This is a genomic window from Algoriphagus lacus (assembly GCF_003583985.1).
Classification (GTDB): domain Bacteria; phylum Bacteroidota; class Bacteroidia; order Cytophagales; family Cyclobacteriaceae; genus Algoriphagus; species Algoriphagus lacus.
In genome coordinates, this window is record NZ_QXML01000005.1 from 314,756 (window position 1) to 340,410 (window position 25,655).

A 25,655-nucleotide genomic window follows, 5' to 3' on the forward strand; every position below is an offset into this window, starting at 1 on the left:
TTCTTGACAGATTTAAGTTACAAAAAACGATCAGGTCTGAATCACCCCGACATTAAATCTTTCCGTTATCGGAGCATGATTAGCCGCTTCGATCCCCATGCTGATGACTTTACGGGTTTCTCTCGGATCGATTACCCCATCCACCCATAATCTCGCAGCGGCATAATATGGACTCAGTTCTTCATTGTATTTGGAGGTGATTTCTTCCAAAAGTTGGTTTTCCTCCTCTGAGGAAATCTCCTTTCCGGTTTTTTTCAAGGAAGCAACTTTGATCTGAAGCAAAGTTTTCGCAGCAGAAGCACCTGACATTACCGCCATTTGGGCGGTTGGCCACGAGTAGATCAAGCGCGGATCGTATGCCTTACCACACATGGCGTAATTTCCTGCGCCGTATGAATTCCCAACCACAATCGTAAACTTGGGCACCACAGAATTGGCCATGGCATTGACCATTTTTGCGCCGTCTTTGATGATACCTCCATGTTCGGCTTTGGATCCCACCATAAATCCACTCACATCCTGCAGGAATACCAAAGGAATTTTCCGCTGGTTACAGTTCATGATAAATCGGGCAGCTTTATCTGCGGAATCGGAGTAAATCACTCCTCCCATCTGCATTTCACCCTTGGCGGTTTTGACGATTTTTCGCTGATTGGCAATGATTCCGACTACCCAACCCTCAATCCGGGCTGTACCGCAAATCAGGGTTTTGCCGTAGTCTTTTTTGTATTCATCCAGTTGTCCTCCGTCGACTAATCCGGAGATCACCTCCCGCATATCATAGGGTTTCACCCGATCCAGAGGAAATATCTCCAGCAACCGGTCCCCTGAAATTCCCGCATCCTTGGCTTCTATCCGATCAAATCCTGCCTTGGGATTTTCACCCAGAGTTGCAAAAATCTTCCGGATCGCATCCAGACAAGCGGGATCGTTGGGGTATTTATTGTCCGTCACTCCGGAGATTTCGCAGTGGGTAGTAGCTCCTCCTAGAGTTTCATTGTCGACTGTCTCGCCGATGGCGGCTTTAACCAGGTAAGAACCTGCTAGAAAAATTGATCCTGTTTTATCTACGATCATTGCTTCGTCGGACATGATCGGCAGGTAAGCTCCGCCTGCCACACAGCTACCCATGATCGCTGCCACTTGGACGATTCCCATCGCAGACATTTTCGCATTGTTGCGAAACTGGCGACCAAAGTGTTCCTTATCAGGAAAAATTTCATTTTGCATAGGAAGAAAAACACCGGCACTGTCGACCAAATAAATAATCGGCAGGTGATTTTCCATGGCAATTTCCTGGGCGCGAAGGTTCTTCTTGGCTGTAATCGGAAACCATGCTCCAGCTTTCACTGTGGCATCATTGGCTACGATTACACACATCCGGCCACTGACATAGCCGATTCCGGTCACCACACCGGCCGAAGGACAGCCACCTTCCTCCTCGTACATTCCATCTGCTGCAAATGCCCCGATTTCCAAAAATTGGGAATCCCGGTCTACGAGGTAATCGATCCGCTCTCTCGCTGTCAGTTTTCCTTTTTCATGCTCTGATTCGATTCGTTTCTTGCCTCCACCGAGTTTCACCTGTTCGGTTTTGGCTTGGAGCTTTTCGAGTAAATCCAAAAAATTCTGGTTCGCTTTTTCCATTGGGGAGTTCATTGGTCAATTTGGGTTTATAAAGTAAAAACTCCTCTTCGCCGAAGGAAGTTTGGGAGCTAAGATACCAAAAAGCCCTTTTCCGGGAAGAAGAGGGCTTAAATGCTTTAGGCTCAGTTCGAAAATTAATTCACTTCGATCTGATTCTTGTATTCTTTGATCGATCGGTAAATCGCCGAAGCCATATATTCCTGACCTTCTTTGGTCATCAGAAATCGTTCTTCTTCAGAATTGGACAAAAAGCCAAGTTCCACCAGCACGCTTGGCATAGATGGAGTCCAAAGTACATAAAAAGGACCTTGCTTCACCCCTCTGCTTTTCCTTCCCACCTTATCACGAAACTGAGTTTCAATCTGATCCGCCAGAGTGATGCTGTTGCCGATGTAGGCCTTTTGCATCAGGTTAAACATCATGTAGGATTCCGGAGAAGTCGGATCAAAACCCTCATATTCCTCCTCATAGTTTTCTTCCAGGAGAATCACAGAGTTTTCTTTTTTCACAATGTCAAAATTGGCTTCAAAGTGCTTGGTCCCCATGACAAAAGTCTCTGTTCCATAAGCTGCTCGGTTAGGAGCAGAATTGGAATGAATGGAAACAAACAGGTCTGCTTTATTCACATTGGCAATATTTGGTCGCTGCTTGAGCGTAGGATAACTGTCATCGTCACGGGTGTAGATTACTTCTACATCCGGCATATTTTCCTTGATGTACTTCCCAACCAACAGAGTTACAGCGAGATTGATGTCCTTTTCTCTGGCCCTGGATCCAATGTTTCCCGGGTCACTTCCACCGTGTCCAGCATCCAAAACAATTTTTTTCATCCGAAAGGCCGGCATCATCGTTTCATTGGGAATAAATCCGCCGAAGAAAAAAGGAATTGCGATAATCAGACTTAAGAGAATTTTTTTGTTATTGAACCGTTCCATGAGGGCAATCGAATTAACTTTACACGAATTTTCAACCAAATTAAACAAAGCGCAAGCAGCAGTGTCGGGTTTCAGAATCCTTTTTTTGATCATTTCTGGGCTTTTGATTTTCCCGCAACTCGCATCGGCGCAGCGACCTGCTAAGCCTCAGCGGGAAAGAGTGCTAATTGCTCCGGACACTTTAGTGCCTCCAGCCCGAACCCTTCCACTTTCTGATACCCTTGCCATCAGACAAGACACATTGATCAATTTGGATTCGGCAAAAATGATGCCCACAAGCGACATCCAAACAGATATTCTTTACTTCGCCGAGGACAGTATCATTACAGATTTTACCGAGAACAAAGTTTACCTCTATAAAAAGGCCTGGTTTGAGTACGGGGAGATGAAACTCGAAGCGGACCGAATCGTCATCGATTGGAAAAACTCCGAACTCTATGCCACAGGTGTCACAGACAGCTTGGGGGCTGTGGCAGGAAATCCATTCTTCAAAGACGGGGAAACGGTCTATGAGATTCGTAAGGAAATGAAGTACAACTTCAAAACCCAAAAAGCGATCATCAAAGATGTAGTCACTGAGCAACAGGATGGGGTACTCAGGGGCGAAACCATCAAAAAGACAGAAGATGGAAGCATATACCTCGATCACGGTTATTATACTACCTGTAAACTTACCGAGCCGCACTGGCACATTTCATCTACAAAAATCAAATCCATCCAAGGAAAGCAGGTCGTATCTGGTCCTTTTAACCTGTACTTCAATGGCATCCCAACTCCGCTCGGACTTCCGTTTGGTTTGATTCCCGATACGCCGGAAGAAAAGGCATCCGGGGTGGTCTTCCCTTCTTATGGAAAGGAGCAGACCCGTGGTATTTTCCTTCGGGATTTTGGCTACTATTTTGCCATCAACGATTACATCCATGCACGTATTACCGGTGACATCTATTCCAAAGGCGGCTGGGGTCTGAAGTCACAAGCAGTGTATAATAAGCGCTATCGGTACAGTGGGGGCTTCAATGTCGATTTTCAAAAATTTGTCAGCCCAGAGACTGAGCTGAATCCCGTTAATTACAACACCTTTCGCGTACAGTGGAACCACACCCCTGTTTCCAGAGGAACCAGCAGATTTTCTGCCTCGGTGAATGCGGGATCAACGAGTTACTTCAACAACGTGGTCAGTCAAAACAACTTTGCCAATAATATCACGGCGGATCTGAATTCAAATATCTCCTACTCAAAGACTTTTTCGGGCACTCCATTTTCTATGTCTGCCAATTTCAGACACTCACAGAGTGTGCAGACCGGAGAAGTCCGGTTGGATTTACCGACAGTTGCAATGAATATGAACCGTCAGAGCCCGTTTAAAAATGTAAAATTCGAGCCGCTGAAGACCCTGAACATTGCCTGGAACTTCAATATGCAGAACACAGTCTCCAACCGGGTTCAGCAGCAATTGGGAGTCAATAATCCGGAGATTGGATCGGGACCGACAACAATTCCTTTCAATGTTGAAAACTTGGATCTGCTGTTTAAAAATGCCAATAACGGAGCCAGAAATACGATCCCACTTTCTTCAAACTTCACCCTTTTCAATTACTTTACAGGAACAGCCTCCATCAATTACACGGAGCTGTGGTACCTGCAGCGCCAGAATTATTACTACAATCCAGCCCAGGAGCGGGTCGATCGGATCGTCGAGGACGGTTTTAACCGGGTGAGTTTCTATAACACCTCATTTTCGATGAACACAAACTTTTACGGATTTTACAATTTCAAACCAAAAAGTAAAATCCAGACCATCAGACATCACATTGCCCCGACATTCGGATTCAATTATACACCGGATTTTTCAGACCCGTCATTTGGCTACTATCAGCGAGTCCAGGAGGATGCATCTGGAAGGACCCAACTATATTCCAGGCATCAGGGATTCATATTTGGAGGAGCGCCTTTGGGTGAGTCCAGGGCATTGAGCATTGGTATTCGAAACGTTTTGGAAGCCAAAGTCCTGAATGCTAAAGACAGTACTTCTGAGGATGCTACCAAAAAAATCCCATTGTTGGAATCGTTCAACATCAACACCGCTTACAACTTTGCAGCGGATTCCTTTCAGCTTTCACCATTCCAACTTTCCGCTCGTACAAGCTTTTTTGACAGAAAACTATCGGTCAACCTGACCAGCAACATCGACCCCTATGCCGTTCAGACTACCCTCTTGGAAAACGGAAAAAACTCCTACCAAAGGATCAATGAATTCGCATGGTCCAATGGCCAGGGAATCGGAATGATCCGGAACGCTTCCTTAAACATGAACGCCTCGATCAATCCTAGAAGCGGACAGACTCCTGGGGAAGTTCGGGATGAGATCACCCAGGACTTTATTCAAAGAGGGGGTGTGATGAATGAGTTTGCACAGAACGAAATCAACCGAATCGTATCAGATCCAAGCCAGTACATCGATTGGGAGATTCCCTGGAATCTGACCATAGGCTACAACCTTGCCTACTCCAGACAAATCAACAACTCGAAAAACATCACCCAAACGATGAACCTGAATGGGGATTTGTCCCTGTCGGAAAAATGGAAGATCAATTTCAACACGGGATTTGACTTTCAGGCAGCCGAGATTACTCAAACCATGATCGGAATCGCACGCGACCTGCATTGCTGGCAAATGAATGTCAATTGGGTTCCTTTCGGGAAATTTACTTCCTACAACATCGACATTCGGGTCAAATCAAGCATTCTTCAGGATTTGAAAGTATCCCGAAGAAGGTCTTTCTTCGATTTTTAATCAGTCGGATTTTCCAAATAGGCTTCAAAATTTTTCCTGACAATCAGACCCTTGCTCTGCTCAGTGGCATGGTCATACATCTAGGTCCACCCAATCCCCTGCTGAGTTCAGAGGATGGAATTTCCAGTACCTCTACCCCCATATTTCTCAAGGCCCGGTTGGTGTGAATATTTCGATTGTAAGAAATCACTCTCCGAGGTCCGATAGCAAAAACATTTGCCCCGTCAAACCACTGTTCCCTCATCGAATAGTCAGGGTTTCCGTCACCGGTATGAAGGATTTCCAGGTGAGGAATTTCCCTCGCCAATACGGTCAGCAAGGACTCTTTCAGGACTTCCCGTTTGATGTTCACTTTTTCCCCGTTTGATTCCTTGAGTGTATACAGCGAAGTCTGCAAGACCGAATTCATTGCATCCGGATAAGTAAGCACCAGATTTTCATCCAAGACTGTGAAAACCGTATCCAAATGCATGTATTGGCGCTTTTTGGGAAGGTGAACTTCATACACCCGCTTGACCGATCCTTCCGCCAAAAGCGCCTTTGCGGCATGGTAAATGGCCTTTTCATCTGTCCGCTCCGAATTGCCTATCGCCACAGCTTCGTGAGAAAGAATAATCACATCTCCTCCTTCAATACTTGGAGGATTGTCATGCCCGTTGACAGGATAAAGGGTTTTTACATGATCCTTGAAATCCGGATGATTTTCGAAAATGATCCGAAGCAAATCCGCCTCCCGCTGTCTTCCTTCCATTTTCATGGAGGAAAAAATGATACCTCCAGGAGTTAGCGCCATTGGATCACGCTGAAAATAGAGATTGGGACAAGGAGGAATGGCAAAAGCAAAATCATACAGCTCTCCGGCATTCAGATTGGGGAGCTTCCGTTTTAATTCATGGATTTTTAAACCAGCCGTAAGAATAGTGGCACATTCGGCGGTAGAGTACCGCTCCAGGATATCTTCGGCGATATGGGAAAGCCCGGATCGTTTCAAGGAATCCCGGACCAAACGGAGAAGAATATCCTGATCATAAAGCACCCGAATGAGAAGTTCACGCAACTGATAAACCTGGGCTCCGGTGGAATCCTTGATGAGATTGGAAAAAGCATCGTGTTCTTTTTGAAGTGCTTCCAGATAGGGAACATCCTCAAAAAGCAAAAAGTCTTTATTATAAGGAGTGAGCCGATCTATTTCCTTTCCGGGACGGTGCATCAGAACTGCCCGAAGTGTTCCAAATTCAGAGTTAATACGAAGATTCATGATTTATAAATTATCAATAAAAAGCTTATTCAGTTATCAAAATAAAAACAATAATTGAACTTCATTAATTTTTTCACAACAAATTCAAAAATCACCTTACATCGATTTTGACAATCAGGAAGCATAAATCGGTGAAGGATTATAAAGTAAATTTCTTTTTGTTGAGTCAGTCCAAACTTTAACGCCCTCTTATTTCGTTGTTCACTTACTATTAAATTAAATACTCCCCAATGTTCCAAATTCAGAAACGACTTATCCAATTCCTTCTTTCCGCATTTTTCCTCCTTCCCATCACTTCTTGTTCAGCTCAGTTTTCAAACATCCTGAAACAGGCAACTTCCAATCCAAGTACTTCTGAAATCACCTCCGGTCTCAAAGAAGCCTTGGAAAAAGGCACCGGAATCAGTGCAGATCGGCTTTCCCTCCAGGATGGTTATTTGAAAAATCTGGACGTCAAAATCCTGTTTCCCGAAGAGGCAAAAAGCGTGGAAAACACCCTCAGATCATTAGGCTTGGGATCAATGTGTGACCAAGTCATCACCAGTCTCAACCGGGCCGCTGAAGACGCCGCCAAGGAAGCGAAGCCCATTTTCACCGATGCCATCAAGCAGATGAGTTTTCAGGACGTCCAAAAAATCCTGCTTGGGGAGAAAAATGCAGCTACAACTTATTTCAAGCAAACCACAACGGATTCCCTTTCCGCCAAATTCTCACCTGTCATCGATGCCAGTTTGAAGAAAGTGGATGCGACCAAATACTGGAGTGATGTAATGACTCGATACAACAAAGTGCCTCTGGTGAAGAAGGTCAATACCGACTTGACGGCTTATGTCACCCAAAAAGCGATCGATGGGCTGTTTGTGGAGATCGCCAAAGAAGAACTCAAAATCCGAGAAAGTGTGGGGGCTAGGACTTCACCATTACTTCAGAAAGTTTTTGGGTACGCCGAAAGTCAGAAAAAGTAGGTCGTTTTGGGAGGTCTTGAAAAACCTCAATTCATGTTTTCTTAGTTCTTCAAAAATCTAAAGTCAGGATGACGGTAAATGAAAAAACCGGAAAATTATTTTCCGGTTTTTTTCATTTACCTATTTTTAATCAAGTGCCTAGCCCACGAGGTCAACCAGTAAAGTATCTCCTTCTTTTACTACGGTCACCATTCCTTTTTGGGTCAGCCCCTTGATGGAAACATCCCATTTTTTACCACTAAGTCCAGTTTGGGCTTTTAGTTCCGGTAAAGAACTAGGATTGTTTTTAGCCAAAAGATCTACAATTATCTTCTCCTCTTCAGTCAATTCAACTGCTTTCTTTTCTGGTCTCATTTGAGGGAAGAACAGCACTTCCTGAATGGTTGTCTTATTGGTCAGCAACATGGTCAATCGGTCGATGCCGATTCCCAGTCCGGATGTAGGTGGCATGCCGTATTCCAAAGCACGAAGGAAATCCTCATCCATCGCCATTGCTTCATCGTCCCCTCTTGCGGCAAGTTTTAACTGATCTTCAAATCGCTCACGCTGATCGATCGGGTCGTTGAGCTCCGTATAGGCATTTGCTATTTCCTTTCCGTTGACAAAAAGCTCAAATCGCTCCACCAATCCCGGCTTGCTGCGGTGCTTTTTTGCCAATGGAGTCATTTCAATTGGATAATCCGTGATGTAGGTCGGTTGAACCAGATGCTCCTCTACTTTGGCACCGAAGATCTCATCGATGAGCTTTCCTCTTCCCATGGAATTATCCACCTGGATTCCCAAATCGGCACAAACCTGACGGATTCCGGCTTCATCCATCTCACTGACATCCACTCCCGCATACTCCTTAATGGAGTCATACATGGTCAGTCTTCGGTATGGGCCGGCAAAATCAATTTCACGATCCCCAACTTTTACTACAGTGGTCCCATGGATTGAGTCAGTCACTTTTTCCAGCAACTCCTCCACCATTTCCATCATCCAGATGTAGTCTTTATAGGCCACATAAATCTCCATGGAGGTAAATTCCGGATTGTGCGTACGGTCCATCCCTTCGTTTCGGAACATTTTCCCAAACTCGTATACCCCATCAAATCCGCCAACGATCAATCTTTTTAGGTAAAGCTCATTAGCAATTCTCAGGAAAAGCGGCATGTCCAGGGTATTGTGATGGGTCTGGAACGGTCTTGCCGCAGCCCCACCGTGCACCGCCTGAAGAATGGGAGTTTCCACCTCCAACCAACCATGATCGTCAAAATAGCGACGCATGTTGGAGATGATTTTAGAGCGGGTTACGAAGGTCTGTTTGATTTCAGGATTTACAGTCAGATCCACATAGCGCTGTCTATAACGAAGCTCAGGATCGGTAAATCCGTCATAAATATTTCCTTCTTCGTCCCGTTTCACCACAGGAAGCGGCTTGACAGATTTGGAAAGAATCTTCAGGTCAGTCACATGAAGGGAAATCTCACCGGTCTGGGTTGTGAATATGTAGCCTTTCACTCCTACAAAGTCACCCAAACCCAAAAGCTTCTTGAAAACGGTATTGTAAAAAGTTTTATCCTCATCCGGACAAATGTCATCCCGACGCACGTAGATCTGAAGAATCCCGGTAGAATCCTGAATCTCGGCAAAGGAAGCCGAGCCCATGATACGACGACTCATCAGACGACCAGCAATGGAAATGTCTTTGTAATCGGTTTTGTTGTTTTCGTAATTTCTATGAATATCCTCCGCAGTGACATTGATGGGAAAAGCTTCTGCCGGATAAGGGTTGATTCCCAAGGCCATCAATTCTTCCCGGTCTTTTCTGCGTTCGAGTTCCTGTTCGCTCAGAAGTTGCATTCTATTGATTTGAAATTTGAAATTTTTATTAGTCAACTATCCGCAAACCAAAGTCCACGGATTATTAAGATTCAGTGATATTCTTAGCTAGTCAAGTTTTTAATACTTCTTATTTAACTAAGGGACCTGCACGCTACTCACTATTTACTGGATGCTGATCACTGCAAACTGGCTACTGCTTCCTTCGCCTCATCTCCCGCTTGATCAGCTCAAATTCACGACTGCTTTGTCCTGCAATGGAAGTATTTTCGGCAGCTCTTCGAGTCAGATAAGGCATTACTTTTTCCACCGGTCCGTAAGGAACATATTTCACCACGCGGTACCCGGCTTTTGCCAAGTTGAAGGAAATATTGTCACTCATCCCGTAGAGTTGAGAGAAAAAGACCAATCCTGAATTGGGATCAATCCCACGCAGGTTCATCAGCTTTGTCAGTTCAAGATTACTTTTCTCATTGTGTGAAGCGCAAACGAGGTGAATTCCATTTTCCACGCAAAACAGAATTGCTGCATTGTAATCCCGGTCTGTTGCCTCTTTGTTGGGCTGAATTGGATCCCGGTAGCCCATTTCGGCAGCCCGAGCCCGTTCTTTCTCCATGTATGCCCCTCGTACAGGTTTTGCTCCAAGGAGATACCCTTTTTGCAAAGCCACTTCCTGAGCATTTTTCAATCTTTCCAAAGAATCGTGACGATACATTTGATAGGTATTATACACCACGCAACGTTCACGGTTATATTTCTCCATGGCTTCATAAGCCAAGTCATCTATCACATTCTGAAACCAACTTTCCTCAGCATCCACCAGGATACGAAGTCCCAAATCATGAGCTGCCTTGCAAAGCCGGTCCACGCGGGCTTTCATTCGGTCAAATGCCGCAAGTTCTTCTCCTACCAACTTCTCCCCGTCCTGTACTTTGATCATCAGATGATAATCTCCCAGGCCGGTAACTTTAAAAACTCCAAAAGGCATGTAATCCGTTTTGGCTGATTCCACCATCGTCTGGTATATCTCTTCCGTAGTCGCATCAAAGCTTTCCTCGTCGCCCTTTCCTTCGACCGAAAGGTCTAAGATGGAATGAACCCCGAACTTGGCAAGCTGCTTACATGCTTGAATACTTTCGGCAATGGTCTCCCCACCGCAAAAATGCCCAAACATGGTCTTTTTCATGATGCCTTTCACTGGCAACTTGAGTTTGAAAGCCAAATTGGCCAATCCAATACCCAAATCGGAAATCAGATTGTTATTAAGCGTTGCGAAAATCAGGTACATTTTCCTGAGTTCCGCGGTACTTTTGGAAGCAAAGGCTACTTCCAGATTCTCAAAAGAAATTTTGGGCAAAACGGGCATAACGCTCAAATAAGGTCGCAAAGATATCAAAAAAACCTCTTGGACAGGGTTTTGTTATGAGAATTGAGCCATATAAAAGCTCTAATACTGCGCACTCTCCTCCAAAATTACAGGCAGAATTTTCAGTTATTCGATAAAATCCCCTTCCAATAGACTGACTCCAAAGTTTACTTCAGAGAAACCACTCAAGGTATTCCCAGTAAATCTTTCCAATTATCATTCTTCATTTTCAAGCCAGATTAAAATGAAAGAACCTGAAATATTTTTTTACAGATTTTTCATCATTTTTTAAATCAATTATTAGAATATTATTCTGTTTTGGGTAAATTTTCTAGCCTGTTTAGCGAAAAATCAAGGAAAGCGCTGCTGAATTATTGATTAATCAAGGAAATTCTTGAAAATTTAATTTGCATTTAAAAATGTGCCTATTAAATTTGAAGCATGTTAATCACAGCAGCGATCTATTTTACCTTCTTTTACTTTTACTTTCGAAGCCAAAATCGAATCGGAGCTGTGTATTGTCTAGCCAAAAACTAAAAGAAAATAAAAACACAAAAGCCCGATTCGAAAGAGTCGGGCTTTTTTCATTTAAAACGCTCAGTACTATGAAGCCTCACAAGCAAATTAAAGATTGGGGATTGGGTTTGACCACCCCGCTGATCATCGCAGGACCTTGCTCTGCCGAAACTCCGGAACAGATCGAGCAGATCTGCAAGGAAATGAAAGAGGAAAACATGATTCCTCAGGTTTTCCGTGCCGGAATCTGGAAACCAAGAACCAGACCGGGTTCCTTCGAAGGCGTGGGTGAGGAAGGCCTCAAGTGGATGGAGATCGTTCGCCATCACCTGAATATTCCAATCACTGTGGAGGTGGGAAATGCTGCACACGTGGAATTAGCACTCAAGCACAAGATTGACATTCTTTGGATTGGTGCAAGAACGACCGTAAACCCATTTGCAGTTCAGGAAATCGCCGAAGCCCTGCGGGGGGTAGATGTGCCAGTCATGATCAAAAACCCAATGAATCCTGACCTGGAATTATGGATTGGAGCATTGGAAAGAATGTATGCCGTCGGAATCGACAAACTAGCGGCTATTCACCGAGGATTTTCTGATGCCTATGACAAGCGATATAGAAACAAACCAAACTGGTCTATGCCCATTCACCTCAAGCGTGAGTGGACCGGCATGGAAGTCATCAACGACCCATCTCACATTGTAGGCCGTCGGGACGGATTGCTTGAAGTAGCACAAAGTGCCATGAACTTTGGATTGGACGGTTTGATGATCGAAACCCACCACGATCCGGACAAAGCTTGGTCTGATGCCAAGCAGCAGGTCACACCGGCGAGACTGAAAGAAATGATCCAGTCCATCGACTTCAAAAAGCCGTTGGAAAACATGAAGCCGGACGAAAAGCTTCAGGACCTTCGCCGTGCGGTAGACCATCTAGACGATCAGTTGCTTGATATCCTGCAGGAAAGATTTGCAGTAATTGACCAAATCGGTGCACACAAAAGAGAGCACCATCTGACTGTATTTCAGTCCGATCGCTGGAAAGATGTGATGGAAAGCAGAACCACGAAAGGAGTTGCCAAAAACCTGAGCGAAAAATTCATGAAGGAATTGCTGTACTGTATCCATGAGGAATCAGTAAAGCGTCAGGAAAGACAACTTCGTGAGGCTGAGCCTGTAAAAAAATAAATCTGCTCTCATACCTGGAAGGCTGTCCCGATTGGGGCTGCTTTCCTTACCTTAGTATTCCATCAAACCAGGTCTGATCGTGGATTCCGTAATTTTCGCATCCGACGCAAAGCACGCGCTTTCCGGAGCATTAGCCCAGCTTTCTTTTTCGAGATTGGTGGTTTTGACCGACACCAATACCCAATCCAACTGTCTACCACTTGTGGGGACAGTATTACCCGAGGACACACTGTTCATCAGCGTGGCGGCAGGTGAAATTCATAAAAACCTGGACACCTGTTCGCTCATTTGGACTCGAATGACCGAGGCTGCTCTGGATAGAAAAGCCCTGATGCTCAACCTGGGAGGTGGCGTGATCGGTGATATGGGCGGATTTTGTGCAAGCTTGTACAAAAGAGGCATCCGCTTTATCAATATGCCAACCACCTTGCTTTCTCAGGTAGATGCCAGCGTGGGTGGGAAATTGGGTGTGGACTTCAATGGATTGAAAAATCACCTCGGAGTATTCAACGAACCGGAAACGGTCATCATTGCGCCTGAATTTCTGGAGACCTTACCAAAAGAAGAATTGCGCTCCGGGTATGCTGAAATAATCAAGCACGGACTGATTCGGGATGCCGCCTACTTTTCAAGTTTAAAATCGGAAAACTGGGAAGATCAGGATTGGGAAAGTCTAATCATTCACTCAGTGGGAATCAAAAAAGCAGTGGTAGAAGCTGACCCGAAAGAAGCGGGTCTTCGCAAAATCCTGAATTTTGGGCATACGATCGGACATGCCTTTGAATCCTTTTTCCTAGGCACTTCCAATCAACTCCTTCATGGCGAAGCGATTGCTTTGGGCATGATCTGCGAGGGCTTTCTCTCTTTCCAAAAAGTCGGTTTCAGCTTCGAAGAGCTCGACCGCCTGACGCACATGATTTTTAAGGTCTTTGGAAAGGTCGGATTTTCAGAACACGAACTTGACCCAATCCTTGACCTGTGTCTTCAGGACAAGAAAAATGAAGGCAGCACGGTGATGTTTTCCCTGCTCAATTCCATCGGCGACTGCACTTACAATATCCCGGTCAATCGGGAAGAGATCCTGGAAGCCATCCACTATTACCAAAACCTAAAATCGGCCTGAGCCAATACTTTGACTACTCAAACCATGATCCTTCTTCGCCTTAACCAAAAAAGCGAATTCAATTCTACCCGAATACCTCTCCCCTCCTCCAAAAGTGAATCCAACCGTGCATTGGTGATCGATGCCTTGACGGAGGGAAATAATACAATCAGCAACCTAGCTGAAGCTCGCGACACCCAAACTATGATCCGCCTGCTGGAAACCAGCCCGCCGGTTTTTGATGTACTGGACGCTGGGACCACGATGCGTTTTTTGACTGCATATGCCACTGTAACCAACCAGAAAAAAGTGATGACCGGGACTGCCCGCATGTGCGAGCGGCCGATCGGAATCCTGGTGGAAGCGCTTCGGTCTATTGGTGCGGAAATCCATTACCTTAATGTCGAGGGCTATCCCCCATTGGCTGTTCACGGGCTTCCCGCGCAAACAAACAACAAAGTAAAAATCCGAGGTGATGTCTCCAGCCAATACATTTCGGCCATGCTGATGATTGCACCGGTTTTGCCGCAAGGCTTGGAACTCGAGCTGGAAGGTAAAGTCGGAAGCCGAACTTACATTGAAATGACCCTAGAGCTGATGGCTCAGTTCGGGATTAAGTATTCTTGGGAGGGAAACAAAATCACAGTTCCGCATCAAGCCTATCAGCCCACCACTTTTGAAGTGGAAAGCGATTGGTCAGGTGCGAGCTATTGGTTCAGTCTGCTGGCCTGTGCTGATTCGGGTGAATTATTTTTGGAAGGATTGAAAGAAAACAGCCTTCAAGGCGATTCGGCAATTGTAGAAATCATGGATCATTTGGGAGTGAAAAGCACATTCCAAAAGGGCGGAGTTTTGCTCCAAAAACAAGCGGTCAAAGGCTTGAAAAAATGGGACTTCTCCCATTGTCCAGACTTGGCCCAAACAGTGGCAGTGACCTGCGGTATTTTGGGTCAGAACGCAGTTTTCACCGGATTGGAAAGTCTGAGAATCAAGGAAACTGACCGTATCCATGCGCTCCAACAGGAATTGGCAAAGTTCAACGCCCAACTGAAAGAGATCGAGCCAGAAGTTTTTCAAGTCATTCCTTCCGTGACCATGCCACGACAGGTACAAATTCACACTTATGACGATCACCGGATGGCGATGGCCTTCATGCCTCTTTTGACCAAAACCCATGTGCTGATCAAAGAACCCGATGTAGTGAACAAATCCTATCCGAGTTTTTGGAAGCATTGCGGATTGCTTGGCATTTCCATGGAAAAACAGGGAGAGTCATGAGTCGCTTAAAAATTGCCATTCAGGGTGTCCCGGGTTCGTTTCACCATCAGGTAGCCTTGAAATATTTCGGTCAGGAAGTAGAAATTCTTGCCTTCAATACCTTTGAGCCGGTAGCCAAATCCATAGCACTTGGGGAGGCAGATTTCGGCGTGATGGCCATCGAAAACTCCATTGCCGGAGCTATTTTACCCAATTATGACTTGATCGATCGCTATGAACTTAGCATCAAGGACGAGTTTTATTTGCCAATTGCACATCAATTGATGGCATTGCCTGGACAAAAAATTGAAAATATTGAGGAGGTGCGCTCACATCCGATGGCCTTGTTGCAGTGCAAGGCTTTTTTCGCGAGACATCCCCACATCCAGCAATTTGATGATGTGGACACAGCTTCGGTAGCCAAGCGGATCGCTGAAGAAAAAAGAACTGGATTGGCCGCCATTGCCAGCGAAATCGCGGCAGAAATCTACGGGCTGGAAATCCTCGCCCGGGACATCCAAACGGTCAAAGACAACTTTACCCGGTTTATCATTTTAACCAAAGAAAAAACCAAACCCGAAAGCGTACCCAATAAAGCATCGTTCAAAGTCACTATCCGAAATCAAAAAGGCGGATTGGCCAAACTGCTTACCATGCTTTCGGAAAAGGATCTGAACCTGAGCAAAATCCAGTCAATTCCGGTAATTGAAAAACCTTGGGATTATGCATTTTTCATCGATGCGGAATTTGAGGACTACGGGAAATTTCAGGAGGCTATGAAATTGATTGTCAAGGATTTTGGTGACTTAAAAATTTTCGGAGAATATACCAGCAGAAAGGAATGAAGGGATTTGCAGAACGAGTTGCCACCGTGCAGGAATACTATTTTTCAGCCAAGCTGAGGGAAGTCAATCAATTGATCACCGATGGCAAACCGGTGATCAATCTGGGAATCGGGAGTCCCGATCTCGCTCCGGATCGGATGGTCATCGATGCGTTAAAAAGCACCGCCGAAAATCCAAAAGCCCATGGTTATCAAAACTACCAGGGCATTCCCGAATTACGGATTGCCATGGCTGAATTTTACGCGAGGGAATATAAGGTCACGCTAAATCCCAACAAGGAAATTCTCCCGCTGATGGGGTCCAAAGAAGGCATCATGCATGTGAGCATGGCTTTTCTTAACCCCGGAGATCAGGTACTAATCCCCGACCCCGGCTACCCGACTTACACTTCGGTTACGAGTCTTCTGGGCGCAGAACCTATCTTTTACGGGTTGGATCTGGAGAAAAAAGGAAGACCAGATTTTGAAGCCCTTGAAAAACTGGACCTCAGCCGGGTTAAAATCATGTGGATCAACTACCCCCAAATGCCAACAGGTGCTGCGGGAAGCAAAGAAATACTGATTGAACTGGTCACTTTTGCAAAAAAACACGACCTCGTCTTAGTCCACGACAACCCTTACAGCCATATTTTGAATCCTGAACCGCTTAGTATTCTTGCAATTCCAGGTGGGGAAGAAGTGGCATTGGAACTCAATTCGCTAAGCAAGACCTTCAATATGCCAGGTTGGAGAGTCGGGATGCTTTGTGGAAGAGCCGATTGGGTTGAAGCTGTACTCAAGGTTAAATCCAACATGGACTCCGGGATGTTTTTGGGCCTTCAAAAAGGCGCAATCGCTGCGTTGAGCTTGGGAAAAAACTGGTTTACCGACCTCGATGAACTCTACCAAAACAGACGAAAATTAGTCTGGAAAATGGCAGATTTACTCCAACTCAGCTATTCAAAGGATTCCGCTGGACTTTTCGTCTGGTGCAAAGTTCCAGAAGGAAAATCACCCGACGAACTGGTAGATTGGCTACTGTACGAGAAAAACATCTTTATCACTCCCGGAAAAATCTTTGGGCCCGCAGGAGAAAACTACGTCCGTATCTCCCTCTGCATGCCTGAATTCAAGATTCTGGAAGCAATCAACCGCATCAAACCTTAAGCTTACTTGCTATGAAAAAAATACACATCATCGGACTCGGACTTTTGGGAGGTTCTTTTGGCTTGGGTGCCAGACAAAAATTCCCCGAACTGATCATTACCGGCACAGATTCCAATCCACAAAACCTCAAAGATGCCTTGACTTTAGGCATCATCACGGAAGCAAAAGACACCCCGGATGCAGATACCGATCTGGTGATTTTGGCTACTCCTGCCGATACCTTGGGTGAAATTCTGCTTAATACACTGGATCAAGTTGGGGAAAACACACTGATTTTTGATGTGGGGTCTACAAAATCCAAGTTGTGCGATTTGATGGCCAATCATCCCAAAAGGAGACAATACCTTGCAGCCCACCCCATCGCAGGTACGGAATATTCCGGACCAAAAGCGGCATTTGCAGATTTGCTGGACCGAAAAATTCTGATCATTTGCGAATTGGAAAAAACTGATTTACACCTCAAGGAAAAGGCGTATAAACTCTTTGACGCCCTGAATGTAAAGTTGCGGTTTATGGATCCGGAAGAGCATGATCGGCATCTGGCCTTTGTCTCGCACCTTTCGCATATCTCGTCTTTCATGCTCGGCGAAACCGTCCTTCAAAAAATGGCTGACGAGAAAAACATCTTCGACATGGCCGGTTCGGGATTTGCCTCCACTGTGCGATTGGCAAAGTCCAGTCCTGCGATGTGGGCTCCCATTTTTACAGAAAACAAGGAAAATATCCTTGCCGCGATGGATAGCTACATTTCCAACCTGACCGCATTCCGCAACAAAATCGCTGCCGGAGACAGCAAAGGTCTTTATGAAGAAATGGCTGAAATCAACAAGATTCGGGATATTCTCGACCTTGGAAAATAATTTGAGATTCGAAATTTGAAATTTGAGAACCACGGAGCAATTCGTGGTTTTTCTTTGAGAATCTGCAGGAGAAAAACACTCCGAAAAGATCTAAATTAGGAAATCCGAAATTAGCCGTCCCCAGCTTATGAAAACTCCTCTTCTACTTCTCTTTTTTCTAGTCAGCTCCAGCCTTTTTGCCCAAGAAAAATGGACCACCATCGCTCCAAAAACCGAAGCCACACCCCGTCATGAAAACTCAATTGTGTCCTGCGACGGGAAGCTTTATGCACTTGGAGGTCGGGGTGAAAGGCCAGTCGAGGAATATGACCCCAAAACCAATACCTGGGCCAAAGTGGCAGATGCCCCGATGGAAATCCACCACTTCCAGGCGATTTCCTACAAAAATGAAATCTGGATAGTCGGAGCCCTTACCGGCAAATACCCTCACGAAACTCCGATTCCAAACATTTTGATATTCAATCCTAAAACCAAAACCTGGAGAGATGGCCCAAAACTACCCGAAAACCGTCTTCGTGGGTCAGCTGGAGTCTTTGTCCGAAATGACAAAATATACATGGTCTGCGGAATTCAGGACGGACATTACGATGGATTTGTGGGTTGGTTTGACGAACTGGATCCAAAAACGGGAACGTGGACTTCCTTGTCTGATGCCCCTCGGGCAAGAGACCACGTGAGCGCAGCGTTAGTTGGCGATCGCTTGTATCTGGCTGGAGGACGAACGTCCAATGCCAAAATCGGCAAAGTACTGGAGACGACCATCAAGGAAGTGGATTACTACGATTTCAAAACCAAAACCTGGAATACAATCGAAGCAGGCATTCCGACTGAACGGGCTGGGAATTCTAACCTTGCCATCGGCTACTATCTGGTAGTGCTAAACGGGGAAAGTGCCGCCCAAACCCCAGCCCATGCTGAAGTGGAAGTGCTGGATACCCGTACCCACACCTGGAGCAAACTGCCCAACCTGAATCAGGGCAGACACGGTACCGGAGCGGCATTTTTAGACGGTAAAATCTACGTGGCGGCAGGATCTGCCAACCGAGGTGGCGGACCTGAGATCAGTTCGATGGAAGTGATTGAGTGGAAGAAGTGATTTCGGATTTCAGAAAAATTATTTAAGACATTCGGGCCCGAAAATTTCAAGTTTAAATTGATTTTTTGATTTGATTTCAAAGCCTTTACAAGTTAAGAACACCCGAAAATCGGGTGTTCTTTTTTGCTTTTAGGGATTCCAATAGGATGCAAAATAATCTGATATAAATCACCCAACTATCTGATTAATAATAACAAAAGTTCATTTACTACAAACTAGATTTAGTTAGAGTCAATCAGGAGGAGAAAAAAAATTCCTGGTAATCTTTTGTGTGAATCATTCCTCAACCTTAAAAATTCACGAAAATGAAAGACCAACATCTCAATCAACTCTCGATGGCGATAGTGGTATGGAGTTTACTCTTTGTTGGCGCGTGTAACTATTACAAGCCAATACCCACTTCATCCAAGTATTCCCCCAGTGACAAGACAAAGGAAATAGCCTCACTAAACGAGAAGACATTTATCATTCGGAGCAATCGGGGGGATTTTCTTTTGCAAAACCCTGCGGTTTTACTGGATCAAGAAGCTTTGACAGGTACGTTACAACTCGTACCGGAAGAAAACCAGCTGTACATCAAAGATGACAGTAAGAAATATGCCTATAGTTCAAGCAATCCGGCAGTACTTCAGGAATTGCACGTGTATACTCCTCTGGATTCTACGGCAAAAATTGGCGCTAAAGTTTCCATTCCGGTATCCGGCATTTCCAAAATGGAATTGATACAAAAGGACAAATCAAAAAGCTCAACCAATACCATCATTTTGGTTTCGGGGGTAACCCTTGGGGCATTGGCCGTAACCGCAATAACTTTTGGGGCTGCTACGGCTGAAGCAGTGGATGATATGGCTACACCACCTCCGGGAGAGTCATCTTGCCCTTTTGTAAGCGCATACGATGGGAAGGAATTTGTTTTCCAGGGGGAGAGCTTTGGAGGAGCCCTGTTTCCCTCTATAGCGAGACAGGATTATTTGCAATTACCTTCTATCGAAATGGGACCTAAAGTCCAGCTCCTCATCAGTAATGAAAGAAATGAGCATCAATTCATTGACATGGCTGACCTGCTTTTGGTGGAGCATGCTCCGAATGAAAAAGTTTTGGTTGACCCCCAAGGCCCACTGTTTCTAGTACACGAAATGAAAAAACCTAAAGGAGCTATCTTGAATAATAAGAACGAAATGCTGGATCGAATTACCGAATCAGACAACGTTTATTGCTCATTCAATGACATGGCTTCCAGTTCCTTACTTAATGAACTTATCGTGAAGTTCGATCATCCTTCACAAGGAAAAGATCTCGCTTTGTACTTAAACCTAAGAGACTCTCCATGGCTTGAATACATTTTTGAACAGTATATGAGCATGTACGGCGAGGATTACCAAGCATTTGAGAAAAGCATGGAAGCCAAATCGGCCGAAGAATTGTACCAGTGGCAGGAGATGAATTTGGTACCACTCACCATTTCCGTCAAAACAAAAGGAGGTTGGAAAGAAGTGAGCAAGACCAGATTTGTAGGTCCTGTGACTAATCGGGAAATCGCCATTTCGCTCGAAGGAATCGAACTAAATGAACCAATTGTAGAAGTTTCCTTCAAAACAGGTTTCCTTTTCTGGGAAATTGACCAAATAAGCCTTGCATCGGTCACTAAGGTTTCGCCTGAATCCATTCAGGTATTAAAGCCTTCCATAGCTGAAGACGAAACCGGAAAAGATCAATTGGATCTTATTTCTGAGCTGGATGATAAGTTTCTTGAACAACCAGAAACAGGTAACAAAACCTACTTGACTTATCAATTCGGGGAGTTTTCAAAGTCAAAAGCCTATACTGCTTTCTTGCATACTGGAGGATATTACAAGATCTACCGGGATTTTACAGGACCAAGAAATGAAAAGTTCCTCTCAAAGTACGAGAAACCTGGAGGTCTGGCAGAGTTTAGCAAAAATAGGTTTGGGGAAGTCTACCAGTTTGCCTCTAGCTCTTCAAAATGAGCCATACTTGGGAAATCTGATTAATCAGGTACTAGGGATTCTTAATCAAATCCGTTTGGTTTTCTTTTTTCAAAATTCAATGACCGGTGGGAAAAGACCTTCTATTGACTTAAGTCTAGAAGGTCTTTTTTACCCCCATCCTTCGTAACTTGTAATTCTTAATTAATGCTAATTCCACCCCGTAATCTTGGCTACTTTGTAGCACTTTCATTTCTGGTGCGTCTTTTGTCAAACAGCTAATGAAATAAACTAGAAACCACATGAGAAAGCTCCTGATTTTGTTCCTTGCCTTTGCGATTGCATCTCCCCTTTTTTCGCAGCAAATCCAGCAAATCCCGCTGATTGAAGTAGAAGGCTATGCCGAGCGAAAAATTGCTCCTGATGAAGCCGTGTTTTCCATTTCTTTGGAAGAAAAAGCCATGAAAGTCAATGACGCTGTAAACGTCCTTAACAAAAAGACACAGAACCTGGCTGAGGCCCTGAAAAAAGGGAAAATCAAAGACTACAAGTTGGTTGCAGACAATTACTCCGTGGATGTCAACCGCATCTACCGAAGCGGCACCGCTCGGGACAGTGGCTATGTGGCCCGTCAGGGACTTCGAATCGTTACTTCCGCAACCAATGAAGACCTTCAGAAAATCGTCGATGCCATCCAAGGTTCAGGCGATATGAGTTACAACCTTCACTTTGGCATAGCTGAAGCCACTCGGAAATCTCTTGAAGACACACTGTTGACAGAAGCGTTGAAAGATGCCGAAGCCAGGGCAATGTTGATCGGTACTACGTTGGCACTTAAGGGACTTCGGGTATTCAATGTGACCATGGAACCCAACTACCGACCACAGCCGATGTACATGATGAATGCCAAAGCTGCCGCGCCTGAATCGGCTGATATGCTGATTCAAACGGAAGAGCAGGCCATCACGAAGCGGGTTTATGTAAAATACACCTATTGATCTTCTGATTCTGATAATTCATTTTAAAGCCCGACTCCCCGTCGGGCTTTTCATTTTTCAGGACTTAATAGGAAAATTTGACTAGCGGTGTCTCCTATCAGCCACTTTTTCAGCAAATTAGATCCCCTAATCTTTCACCTAAAATGAAACAAAATCTCTTGTTAAGCCTGATAGCTCTAGTGGGCTTTTCCTGCTCCCAAACAGACCCCATCGTCGGCCAAACCGAGATCACCAAGTGGCAAGGCAATAAAACCGGCGCCATCTCCGTCACCTATGATGATGGCATAGTCAACCAACTGACTATTGCCAAACCCATCATGGACAGCTTGGGCTTGCCAGCCACCTTTTACATCATTACCGGAAAAGTAGAGGGATCCGGCCAGGGCAAATTCATTGGCAGAAATCCAAAAGAAATCATTGAGGAAACGGAACATATCCCAACTGATTCAACCAACTTCTTTGAGCGGGCTTCCTTGATTGCCTTTACAGGCACCAGCGAGGCAGAGGATTACCATGCCCGTGCAGGTTCGCTTTTCGAACAGGGAAAAGTGGCCGAAGCTCACGCCTTGATCGATGAGGGATATGCAAAAATCCGAAAAGGTACCATGAAGGACACCGATGATGTAGTCTTTCACAACAACGTAGAGGATACCACTACCTGGGAGCAGTATAAATCCTATGCAGCACAAGGGCATGAGATCGCCTCTCATACGGTCACTCATCCCCGATTGGCTGTGCTGGACGAGGCAAACATGCTTTACGAATTGGAGCAAAGCAAAGCCGACCTGCTCAAATTCATCGGACCGGAATCGACCTTTAGCGCTGAGGGGCCTTATGGCACCGAAAATGAACGGGTGATGGAATATGCCCACAAAGTCTATCCTTCCCTCCGCAACCGAATGCCGGAAGAATGGCTCGAAGAAATCAACCGCGGCAGTAAAATGACCCCAGGAGAATCCACCAAAGAATACGTACAGTGGCAGCGTGGACCACTTACCCGAATCGACATCACTCAGATGAAAGCCTGGGTAGACACTGTAATGAGCCATGACAACAACTGGCTGGTGCTGGTTTTTCACGGGGTGGAAAATCTGGGTTGGGAACCCAAAACGCGTCCCGAACTGGTGGAATACTTCTCCTACATGAAGGCCAATCAGGATAAACTATGGATCGCTACATTCAGGGACGTAACCAAATACCTCCGAGAGCGGAAGGCTACCCAAGTCAGCACTACAGTGGAAAAAAACGAAATCACGGTAAGCCTAAGTTCAGACCTTGACCCTGAAATCTATTCCGTACCGCTGACTTTAAAAACTTATATCCCTGCCGATTGGTCATCTGCAGAACTGGTTCAGGAAGGACAGTCCCTTGATCTGGAAATTCTAAAAGATGAAAAAGGAAGCTATGTACTCTATGAGGTCAAGCCTAGCCAGCCCGAGGTCAAAGTCTCCAAAAAGGGGTGATTTTCTGAGGTTCAACGGTTAGTCCAGATCCCCTTCCAAAGATGCAGCGATGAAAGAGCAACTTCAGACACTCCGTGAAAAAATTAATTCAGGACAGTTTCCAACCCATTTCCCTCATTTTGGAGGGGCAAATCTGATCATTACCGATAATCCCAATCGAAGTTTCCATGAGGGAGACGTCGTCATTTATACGGCCCATGCTTCGGCCATGAGTTGGTTAGTCATGGAGTTGAAAGAAATCTATGGAGGTCATTTAAACTCCCTGAGTAAGTACCGATTCTACCCGGAAATTGGAAAACTGATTCAGGAATCCCTTCGAACGGACTACGATGTCTTTGAGTCCATGGAATATGTGATTGAAGAGATCGAAAAGAGTTGGGGCGCTGAATAAGGATATTTCCCTACCGTCAAACTCCAAGAAAAGTGAAATCGAAGCATCTCTCTCGGCAAAACCTTCATGGGATTTCCTATGCCAAAGGGAACTAGGATCATTTCTATTCTCAATCCATTTTACCTTCCTGGAGAAGAATCCGAAAAACAGTCCCTTTACCCAACTCACTTTCAACGAGGATTTTTGCACCTATACTTTCCGCAAACTCCTTGCTGAGCATCAATCCGATGCCTGTGCCGGACTCTCCTTCGGTACCCTTTTGAGAATTAACCCGGTGATTAAATAGGAGTGATAACTTTTCAGGACTTATTCCAAGTCCGGTGTCTGTTATCCTAATTTCATTGGAATCAGGAAAATCAACCAAAATCTTGCCTTGGGCTGGTGTAAATTTTATGGCGTTTGTCAGGATATTTCTCAGAATAAAATTCAGCCTTTCCCGATCCGACTTCAGTTCAATTCCAGAAGGGATCTCAAAACTCAAATCCAGATTTTTTTGATCCGCTTGAGGTTTTAGCAATTTGATGTTTTCAGCTACCAGCTCTTCCAGATCAAACGAACTCATCTCAAACTCTTGGGAATCCATTTGTTCCTTGGACCAGATAAGCAGATTGTTCAACATTTGGGATAGGGCGTGAGTATCACGCGCAACCATAGGCATGATCTCCCGAAGCTCCTCTTCTGTTAGTAATTTGAGATCCCATAGCTTGATAATACTATGGAGTGAGGAAAAAGGCGCTCGAAGATCATGCGAAATAACCGAAAAAATCTTATCCCTGAACTGATTGGCCTTAGTCAGCTCAAGGTTGGTCTCGTGCAGGTCACTCGCCTGGAGTTGAATTTGGGCGTTTTGTTCTTTTGCAAATTGATGTGCTTCTTCAAGCTCGTCATGGGCTTGCTTGAGCTTGCGGTGATTTTTTTGTTGGATCCAAATCATTATTCCCAAAAAAACAAGCAATAGCACTGCCCCGATCAGGATTTCGTTCCTCCTTCGAATGGACAGATCCAGATATTCCTGCTCCTGAATCAATCGTTGATTTTCAAGCTCTTTCTTTTCAGTTTCGTATTGAATGAGAAGTTCCTCCCGGACTTTTTGTCGGCTTTCATTAAACATGACCTGGTCTGCAATTTTCTGTTCAGCCAAGAATTCATAGGCACTTTTGTAATCATTGAGCCCCAAGGCTGCCTCGACCAGAATACCTGCCGTTACCGAAATGTAAAACTGGGAATTGGCGTTTTTCGCAATATCAAACGCCTGAAGGCCGTAGTCTTTGGCTCGTTTGAAGTCTTTGGCTTTCAGGTGAAATCCTGACAATTGATTTAAAACTGAAAGTTTGTTTTCGACATCCTGCGTAGCCTCAGCAATGGAAAGTGCCCGGTCTAAATACGCTTTGGCTTTTTTGGTATCCTCCTGTGCCAAGCTGAGGTCCGAAAGTTGAGCCAGGGTATTCACCAGCCCTCTTTGGTCATTCAGTTCTTCTTTGATGGCAAGGGACTTTTGAAGGTAACTCAAGGCTAGGTCGAAGTCCTCCTTGCTTTGGTTTTGAGACCAGCGATCTTTGTGATAGTTGGCAAGGTTGTTATAAATCAACGATTGCCCACGGAGATTTTTTGTAGCTAAGCCATACACCAACGCCTTCTCGTACATCTGTGCCGCTTTACCCATCTCGCCGTTGCGATAGTAGACGTTTCCGATGTTTAGGTTGGACTCAAGCATCCCGACTGAGTCCTGGAGGGCTTCCCTGATTTTCAAGGCTTGAAGGTGGGTTTTTAGCGCATCTTCGTAATCAGACCGGATGAGCTGGGCGACCCCTTTGATGTTGAGTGCATTTCCTTTGATCTTTTCCAAACCGAGTTTTTCCGCCAATCGAATGGAATTTTCAGCATAGAAGATCGCAGTATCCTGATCAAGACCATAGTAATGCTTACTCAAGTCGTAAAAAAGGGAAGACTTGAGGGAGTCGTCATTTGTCTCGGAAATTACTTTACGGATACTGTCAGGAAACGCCTGAGGGGACTGCTGAAGCGCAATCCACGCAATTAAAAAAAGTAAAAACATAATA

At 45.1% G+C, this 25,655-nt stretch carries 19 protein-coding genes; 13 read left to right on the top strand and 6 right to left on the bottom strand.

The genetic code is table 11. From position 1 onward, the window contains the following. Window positions 1-30: 30 nt before the first annotated feature. Together D0X99_RS12215 and D0X99_RS12220 are read right to left on the bottom strand one after the other, a co-directional pair. Window positions 31-1,647, bottom strand: a complete 1,617-nt coding sequence (locus D0X99_RS12215) for an acyl-CoA carboxylase subunit beta (RefSeq protein WP_199708082.1) — start codon at window positions 1,645-1,647, stop codon at window positions 31-33. 134 nt (window positions 1,648-1,781) lie between these two features. Then, window positions 1,782-2,582, bottom strand: coding sequence for an N-acetylmuramoyl-L-alanine amidase family protein (locus D0X99_RS12220; RefSeq protein WP_119478105.1), 801 nt, complete (start codon window positions 2,580-2,582; stop codon window positions 1,782-1,784). On the opposite strand from D0X99_RS12220, the gene D0X99_RS12225 reads away from it, so the two are divergent. Next, complete coding sequence (locus D0X99_RS12225; RefSeq protein WP_233553706.1) at window positions 2,581-5,376, top strand: putative LPS assembly protein LptD; 2,796 nt, start codon at window positions 2,581-2,583, stop codon at window positions 5,374-5,376. The two genes, D0X99_RS12220 and D0X99_RS12225, sit on opposite strands and share 2 nt — an antisense overlap. Before the next feature lie 43 nt (window positions 5,377-5,419). On the opposite strand, the gene D0X99_RS12230 is transcribed toward D0X99_RS12225, so the two are convergent. Beyond that, on the bottom strand, window positions 5,420-6,634 hold the full coding sequence (locus D0X99_RS12230) for an arginine deiminase (RefSeq protein ID WP_119478106.1): 1,215 nt from the start codon (window positions 6,632-6,634) through the stop codon (window positions 5,420-5,422). 230 nt (window positions 6,635-6,864) lie between these two features. Here D0X99_RS12230 and D0X99_RS12235 point away from each other — a divergent pair, with 230 nt between their 5' ends. Beyond that, window positions 6,865-7,599 (top strand): DUF4197 domain-containing protein, encoded by a 735-nt coding sequence (locus tag D0X99_RS12235; protein ID WP_119478107.1) that lies wholly within the window; start codon window positions 6,865-6,867, stop codon window positions 7,597-7,599. 138 nt (window positions 7,600-7,737) lie between these two features. Here D0X99_RS12235 and lysS read toward each other — a convergent pair whose 3' ends face one another. Together lysS and D0X99_RS12245 are read right to left on the bottom strand one after the other, a co-directional pair. After that, entirely contained in the window at window positions 7,738-9,444 is a 1,707-nt protein-coding gene (lysS, locus tag D0X99_RS12240) for a lysine--tRNA ligase (RefSeq protein ID WP_119478108.1), read from the bottom strand. 172 nt (window positions 9,445-9,616) lie between these two features. Further along, window positions 9,617-10,789 (bottom strand): proline dehydrogenase family protein, encoded by a 1,173-nt coding sequence (locus D0X99_RS12245; RefSeq protein WP_119478109.1) that lies wholly within the window; start codon window positions 10,787-10,789, stop codon window positions 9,617-9,619. Between the two features lie 605 nt (window positions 10,790-11,394). On the opposite strand from D0X99_RS12245, the gene D0X99_RS12250 reads away from it, so the two are divergent. From D0X99_RS12250 to D0X99_RS12300, 11 genes are all read left to right on the top strand, one after another. After that, window positions 11,395-12,492, top strand: a complete 1,098-nt coding sequence (locus D0X99_RS12250; RefSeq protein WP_119478110.1) for a chorismate mutase — start codon at window positions 11,395-11,397, stop codon at window positions 12,490-12,492. A gap of 79 nt (window positions 12,493-12,571) precedes the next feature. After that, the gene (gene aroB, locus D0X99_RS12255) at window positions 12,572-13,615 is read left to right on the top strand and encodes a 3-dehydroquinate synthase (RefSeq protein ID WP_119478111.1); all 1,044 of its coding nucleotides are present in this window, start codon (window positions 12,572-12,574) and stop codon (window positions 13,613-13,615) included. Between the two features lie 24 nt (window positions 13,616-13,639). Continuing rightward, on the top strand, window positions 13,640-14,872 hold the full coding sequence (locus tag D0X99_RS12260; RefSeq protein WP_119478112.1) for a 3-phosphoshikimate 1-carboxyvinyltransferase: 1,233 nt from the start codon (window positions 13,640-13,642) through the stop codon (window positions 14,870-14,872). Next, the gene (locus D0X99_RS12265) at window positions 14,869-15,696 is read left to right on the top strand and encodes a prephenate dehydratase (RefSeq protein WP_119478113.1); all 828 of its coding nucleotides are present in this window, start codon (window positions 14,869-14,871) and stop codon (window positions 15,694-15,696) included. Before D0X99_RS12260 ends, D0X99_RS12265 begins: the two co-directional genes overlap by 4 nt. After that, window positions 15,693-16,841, top strand: coding sequence for a pyridoxal phosphate-dependent aminotransferase (locus D0X99_RS12270; RefSeq protein WP_119478114.1), 1,149 nt, complete (start codon window positions 15,693-15,695; stop codon window positions 16,839-16,841). Before D0X99_RS12265 ends, D0X99_RS12270 begins: the two co-directional genes overlap by 4 nt. Before the next feature lie 11 nt (window positions 16,842-16,852). After that, window positions 16,853-17,701: a prephenate dehydrogenase gene (locus D0X99_RS12275; RefSeq protein WP_119478115.1), complete on the top strand. Its 849-nt coding sequence runs from the start codon at window positions 16,853-16,855 to the stop codon at window positions 17,699-17,701. Window positions 17,702-17,828: 127 nt separating this feature from the next. Beyond that, a complete protein-coding gene (locus D0X99_RS12280; RefSeq protein ID WP_119478116.1) occupies window positions 17,829-18,797 on the top strand; it encodes a Kelch repeat-containing protein in 969 nt (322 codons plus the stop codon). 305 nt (window positions 18,798-19,102) lie between these two features. Further along, a complete protein-coding gene (locus D0X99_RS12285; RefSeq protein ID WP_147392226.1) occupies window positions 19,103-20,785 on the top strand; it encodes a hypothetical protein in 1,683 nt (560 codons plus the stop codon). Window positions 20,786-21,045: 260 nt separating this feature from the next. Further along, window positions 21,046-21,741 carry an SIMPL domain-containing protein gene (locus tag D0X99_RS12290; protein ID WP_119478118.1) on the top strand — a complete coding sequence of 232 codons (696 nt, stop codon included), beginning with the start codon at window positions 21,046-21,048 and terminating at the stop codon, window positions 21,739-21,741. A 143-nt stretch (window positions 21,742-21,884) separates the two neighbouring features. Then, entirely contained in the window at window positions 21,885-23,204 is a 1,320-nt protein-coding gene (locus D0X99_RS12295) for a polysaccharide deacetylase family protein (RefSeq protein ID WP_119478119.1), read from the top strand. A gap of 49 nt (window positions 23,205-23,253) precedes the next feature. Then, complete coding sequence (locus tag D0X99_RS12300) at window positions 23,254-23,595, top strand: hypothetical protein (protein WP_119478120.1); 342 nt, start codon at window positions 23,254-23,256, stop codon at window positions 23,593-23,595. A 109-nt stretch (window positions 23,596-23,704) separates the two neighbouring features. Here D0X99_RS12300 and D0X99_RS12305 read toward each other — a convergent pair whose 3' ends face one another. Continuing rightward, complete coding sequence (locus D0X99_RS12305; protein ID WP_119478121.1) at window positions 23,705-25,651, bottom strand: tetratricopeptide repeat-containing sensor histidine kinase; 1,947 nt, start codon at window positions 25,649-25,651, stop codon at window positions 23,705-23,707. Window positions 25,652-25,655 lie beyond the last annotated feature (4 nt).

Excerpts from the sequence above, each read along its gene's own strand:
- D0X99_RS12215 (WP_199708082.1), bottom strand. The coding sequence starts at position 1,647 with ATGGAAAAAGCGAACCAGAATTTTTTGGATTTACTCGAAAAGCTCCAA.
- D0X99_RS12225 (WP_233553706.1), top strand. The coding sequence starts at position 2,581 with ATGAGGGCAATCGAATTAACTTTACACGAATTTTCAACCAAATTAAAC.
- D0X99_RS12220 (WP_119478105.1), bottom strand. The coding sequence starts at position 2,582 with ATGGAACGGTTCAATAACAAAAAAATTCTCTTAAGTCTGATTATCGCA.
- D0X99_RS12230 (WP_119478106.1), bottom strand. The coding sequence starts at position 6,634 with ATGAATCTTCGTATTAACTCTGAATTTGGAACACTTCGGGCAGTTCTG.
- D0X99_RS12235 (WP_119478107.1), top strand. The coding sequence starts at position 6,865 with ATGTTCCAAATTCAGAAACGACTTATCCAATTCCTTCTTTCCGCATTT.
- lysS (WP_119478108.1), bottom strand. The coding sequence starts at position 9,444 with ATGCAACTTCTGAGCGAACAGGAACTCGAACGCAGAAAAGACCGGGAA.
- D0X99_RS12245 (WP_119478109.1), bottom strand. The coding sequence starts at position 10,789 with ATGCCCGTTTTGCCCAAAATTTCTTTTGAGAATCTGGAAGTAGCCTTT.
- D0X99_RS12250 (WP_119478110.1), top strand. The coding sequence starts at position 11,395 with ATGAAGCCTCACAAGCAAATTAAAGATTGGGGATTGGGTTTGACCACC.
- D0X99_RS12260 (WP_119478112.1), top strand. The coding sequence starts at position 13,640 with ATGATCCTTCTTCGCCTTAACCAAAAAAGCGAATTCAATTCTACCCGA.
- D0X99_RS12265 (WP_119478113.1), top strand. The coding sequence starts at position 14,869 with ATGAGTCGCTTAAAAATTGCCATTCAGGGTGTCCCGGGTTCGTTTCAC.
- D0X99_RS12270 (WP_119478114.1), top strand. The coding sequence starts at position 15,693 with ATGAAGGGATTTGCAGAACGAGTTGCCACCGTGCAGGAATACTATTTT.
- D0X99_RS12275 (WP_119478115.1), top strand. The coding sequence starts at position 16,853 with ATGAAAAAAATACACATCATCGGACTCGGACTTTTGGGAGGTTCTTTT.
- D0X99_RS12280 (WP_119478116.1), top strand. The coding sequence starts at position 17,829 with ATGAAAACTCCTCTTCTACTTCTCTTTTTTCTAGTCAGCTCCAGCCTT.
- D0X99_RS12285 (WP_147392226.1), top strand. The coding sequence starts at position 19,103 with ATGAAAGACCAACATCTCAATCAACTCTCGATGGCGATAGTGGTATGG.
- D0X99_RS12290 (WP_119478118.1), top strand. The coding sequence starts at position 21,046 with ATGAGAAAGCTCCTGATTTTGTTCCTTGCCTTTGCGATTGCATCTCCC.
- D0X99_RS12295 (WP_119478119.1), top strand. The coding sequence starts at position 21,885 with ATGAAACAAAATCTCTTGTTAAGCCTGATAGCTCTAGTGGGCTTTTCC.
- D0X99_RS12300 (WP_119478120.1), top strand. The coding sequence starts at position 23,254 with ATGAAAGAGCAACTTCAGACACTCCGTGAAAAAATTAATTCAGGACAG.
- D0X99_RS12305 (WP_119478121.1), bottom strand. The coding sequence starts at position 25,651 with ATGTTTTTACTTTTTTTAATTGCGTGGATTGCGCTTCAGCAGTCCCCT.